Here is a 4,027-nt window from a genome sequence, read left to right on the forward strand (position 1 = left end):
ATGTTGGTGACGGTCGGGTTGGTCACTGGAGTATTTCTTTCTTTTTATTGGTTGCTATTATACTTGGGCAGATTAACTTTTGGCTGGCAGCTTTGTTGCAGATGGTTCTTGTTTTCTTTGGGCTGGCTGGAACTACACTTATTCGCGAGGGGAAAGCAGTTTTTGAAAAGTTGCAGATAAGTATGGAGGAGGGGCGACAACAGGTTGGCCGAATCGTTGGACGTGATACGAATAATCTGAACAGTCATGAAATTAAGACCGCGACTCTTGAAACATTGGCAGAAAACCTCAGTGATGGTGTGGTCGCTCCTTTGTTTTGGTTGGCAATTGGCGGGGGGCCGGGTATGATGGCCTATAAAATGGTCAATACACTTGATTCCATGATTGGCTACAAAAATGCAAAGTATGAGCAATTCGGAAAGTTTGCTGCGCGATTGGATGATATTGCCAATTACTTTCCGGCCAGAATTACTGCAACTTTAATGGCATCTTGCGGGTTGAGCTGCAGGGCTTTTCGGTTCATTTTTCGGTTTGGAAGGGCGCATAAAAGTCCCAATGCCGGATTTCCGGAAGCGGCCCTGTCCGGAATTCTGAATGTTCAGTTTGGAGGGGATCATGATTATTTTGGAGAAATAGTGTCCAAACCGAAAATCGGAATCAATGAGCGAGAATTAAATATCCAGGATCTGAAGAAAACTATTCAAATCAACAAGGCCGTGGAAACCTCGATGATGGTTTTGATTATTGCTATCTGGATTATTACTGATTTACCTTGTGGAGAACAAAATGCAAAGATTCTATTTGCTGAATCCGGCATTTGCGACTTCATATTAAAAATAATAAAACTATGAATTCACTTAAAAACCTAAACATTAAGCCTATCGAAAATGATGAGCTAAGAAAACTTCTTCAACACAATATCGATCAGAAGACCAAACCTGTTGGTTCTTTGGGGTATCTGGAGGAGTTAGCCATACAGATTGGTCTTATTCAGGAAACCACCAAACCAAAATTGAAATCGCCCGTGATGCTTACTGTAGCATCAGATCATGGTATTACTGTAGAGGGTGTTAGTCCCGTCCCTCATGAAATAACCTGGCAGCAGGTCAATAATTTTCTCAACGGGGGTGGTGGAATCGGACTTTTTTGCAAACAATTTGGTTTCGATTTGTATGTAGTGGATGCTGGTGTTGACCATGACTTTCAAGCTCACCCCCGATTGATTGATAAAAAAGTTCGTAAAGCAACGCGAAACTTTCTTAAAGAGCCGGCCATGACTCAGGATGAGTGCGATCAAGCCATCCGGAATGGTCGGGATGTGGTGGCCTTGTTTGCAGAAAAAGGAAGTAACGTAGTTGGTTTTGGAGAGATGGGGATTGGGAATTCCTCTCCTGCCACAGCGCTGTTGTCGGTTTTTACCGGTCTTTCGGTGGAAGAGTGTACCGGGCCAGGATGTGGGTTGGATAAGCAGGGTGTCCAGAATAAAGCCAGTGTATTGCGTCAGGCTATTGAAAAGCATGGCATTTTCGATAAACCCGAAGAGAAACTGGCGACTTATGGTGGATTAGAAATTGCTACTATGGTAGGAGGAATGTTGGAAGCGGCTCAGCGTCGTATGTTAATTGTTGTAGATGGTTTTATCACCACTTCAGCATTTTTGACTGCTTATGAGATTTGTCCCATGGTTCGCGATTATGCTGTTTTTTCTCACTGTTCCAAAGAGCACAGTCACATAAAGATGCTTGAATATTTGAATGGTCGCCCGTTGCTTAATCTTGAATTGCGGCTGGGAGAGGGAACCGGTTCTGCCTTGGCTTATCCCATTATTCAGGGAAGTGTGGCCATGCTGAATGATATGACTTCCTTTGGTGAGGCAAAGGTTTATAATGTAGCAGACCAAAAAGGCAAAGGACAAAGTGAATAGTGCAAAAGGGGAGAGGTAATATTAGTGTTTCCTGCTCCATACCCTATGCCTCACGTCATTCAACTTATGAATTGTATGATAAAACGTGAATTTAATATCCTCTTTTCTTCATTGCTCTACTTTACCCGGCTTTCTTTGCCGTTCAAGGTGGAATACAGGAAAGATAATCAACAATTGGCCTTAACATGGTTTCCTTTGATTGGTGCCATTGTTGGCGGCTTGGGTGCCTTGGTTTTCTGGCTGGTTAATCTTTATATGTCTCAGTCAGTAGCCGTGATTATGTCCTTAGGAGCCAGTGTGTTGGTGACCGGTGCTTTTCATGAAGACGGTTTTGCCGATGTGTGTGATGCTTTCGGGGGAGGATATAATAAGGATCAGCGGTTAAAGATTATGAAAGACTCCCGGGTGGGGGCGTATGCGCTTATTGGCATAGTACTTCTGTTTTCATTGAAAATAGCTTTGCTGGTAGAGGCAAAAGCTTTGTGGATTCCTGTAATTATTGTTTCATCGCATGTAGTGAGTCGTTGGTCTACCTTGATTATTTCTATGGGATGGAGTTATGCCCGACCGAACGGAGAGTCTAAATCACGCGATACCAGCCATCCCATTTCATGGGGGCGATTTGTGTGGGCCACCTTTTTGGGGATAATGCCTTTGGTGCTGTTTGAATCATGGATGGTACTGGTGACGATACCTGTTGTCACTTTATTTTCACTTTTGGCTGGCATCTGGTTTCAAAACCGAATTGGAGGATATACCGGTGATTGCCTGGGGGCTGTGCAGCAGATAAACGAAGTGTTAATTATGACGGTTTTGCTCGTCATTATTGGTTAAAAACCAGCGATGCTTAATTACAATGAAAGCAGGTACCAGGTTGAAAATTGGAAGTTCGATTAACCTGGAAATTTTTTCTCTGCCTCTTTGTATTTCTGTGTTTAAAGAAAAAAGATTATGTCAAAGAACATCTATTTTATTCGACATCCTAAAACTGAAGCACCTCCGGGTGTTTGTTACGGAATTACGGATGTAAAACCTTCTGCTGTATCCCTTGAAAAGGCAGTACTCAAAGTTCGCAATAAGATGAATGGTGCAGCTATTGATATCTGCTATTCCAGTCCGCTTTCACGTTGCACAATGCTGGCGGAATCATTGGTTCAGGATATAATGGTGGTGACTTCAGAACGCATTCGGGAGATCAATTTTGGCCAATGGGAAATGGTACCCTGGACTGATATTCCTGAAGAGGAACAGAGGGAGTGGGGGCAGGATTTTATCAATTGTAAAATTCACGGAGGTGAGAATTTTTTTGATGTGCAGAGACGTGTACTTGCTTTTCTGGATGAATTGGTGAAAACCGGTCACACCAACATTATGGTGGTGACACATGCCGGATTATTGAGAGCTTTACTGGCTTATTTACTGGAAGCCTCGCCGCGGAAAATTTTTGCCATGCATATTGATTACGGAGATGTGATTTGTCTGGAGTGGCACCATAGCGAGTACTATAAAGTGAAATATTTGTAGGAATGCCCCCATAATTCTTCCAAGGAGGACTTGAGGATCTGGATTTTGGTTAGTGTATTGAGTTATGTTTAGTCTCTGACATCTATTATCTAACTTCTAAAAACTAAAGCATGCTTTACTTTATTACCGGCGGACAACGATCAGGAAAAAGTAGTTTTGCCCAAAAGCTGGCGCTGGAAAAGTCATCAAACCCGGTATATCTGGCTACAGCTCGTATTTGGGATGATGATTTTCGTAAGCGCGTGGAACGCCACCAAAACGACCGCGGAGAGGAATGGACCAATTTGGAAGAACCGGTAACTATTTCTGAATGTGATGTAACAGGACGAGTTGTGGTGCTCGATTGTGTTACTTTATGGCTTACCAATCTTTTTTTTGATCATCAGGATAAGGCAGTCGATGAGGTATTGGCAATGGCCAAAACTGAGTTTGATAAGCTGTTGATGAAAGATGCTACTTTGATTGTTATCTCCAACGAAATAGGATTGGGCGGTCATGCCGGGAATGCTGTTGCCCGCCGCTTTTCCGACCTGCAGGGCTGGATGAACCAGTACATTGCTTCCAGGGCCGATGAGGCGA

Annotated in this window: 5 protein-coding genes; all 5 read left to right on the plus strand. The window is 43.3% G+C overall.

The genetic code is table 11. The features are described 5' to 3' along the window. A partial coding sequence (cbiB, locus tag QZZ43_RS02725) for an adenosylcobinamide-phosphate synthase CbiB (RefSeq protein ID WP_291856013.1) occupies positions 1–851 on the plus strand: 851 nt, incomplete at its 5' end. Then, positions 848–1,924 (plus strand): nicotinate-nucleotide--dimethylbenzimidazole phosphoribosyltransferase, encoded by a 1,077-nt coding sequence (gene cobT / locus QZZ43_RS02730; RefSeq protein ID WP_291856015.1) that lies wholly within the window; start codon positions 848–850, stop codon positions 1,922–1,924. The genes cbiB and cobT, both read left to right, overlap by 4 nt. Positions 1,925–1,999: 75 nt before the next feature. Next, positions 2,000–2,758: an adenosylcobinamide-GDP ribazoletransferase gene (locus QZZ43_RS02735; protein ID WP_291856017.1), complete on the plus strand. Its 759-nt coding sequence runs from the start codon at positions 2,000–2,002 to the stop codon at positions 2,756–2,758. Between the two features lie 117 nt (positions 2,759–2,875). Next, positions 2,876–3,448 (plus strand): histidine phosphatase family protein, encoded by a 573-nt coding sequence (locus QZZ43_RS02740; RefSeq protein WP_291856019.1) that lies wholly within the window; start codon positions 2,876–2,878, stop codon positions 3,446–3,448. Positions 3,449–3,558: 110 nt separating this feature from the next. Then, positions 3,559–4,027: bifunctional adenosylcobinamide kinase/adenosylcobinamide-phosphate guanylyltransferase (locus QZZ43_RS02745; RefSeq protein ID WP_291856021.1), on the plus strand; the 469-nt coding region annotated here is incomplete at its 3' end.

This window comes from Marinilabilia sp. (genome assembly GCF_016278715.1).
In the GTDB taxonomy this organism is placed as follows: Bacteria; Bacteroidota; Bacteroidia; order Bacteroidales; family Marinilabiliaceae; genus Marinilabilia.

Excerpts from the sequence above, each read along its gene's own strand:
- cobT (WP_291856015.1), top strand. The coding sequence starts at position 848 with ATGAATTCACTTAAAAACCTAAACATTAAGCCTATCGAAAATGATGAG.
- QZZ43_RS02740 (WP_291856019.1), top strand. The coding sequence starts at position 2,876 with ATGTCAAAGAACATCTATTTTATTCGACATCCTAAAACTGAAGCACCT.
- QZZ43_RS02735 (WP_291856017.1), top strand. The coding sequence starts at position 2,000 with ATGATAAAACGTGAATTTAATATCCTCTTTTCTTCATTGCTCTACTTT.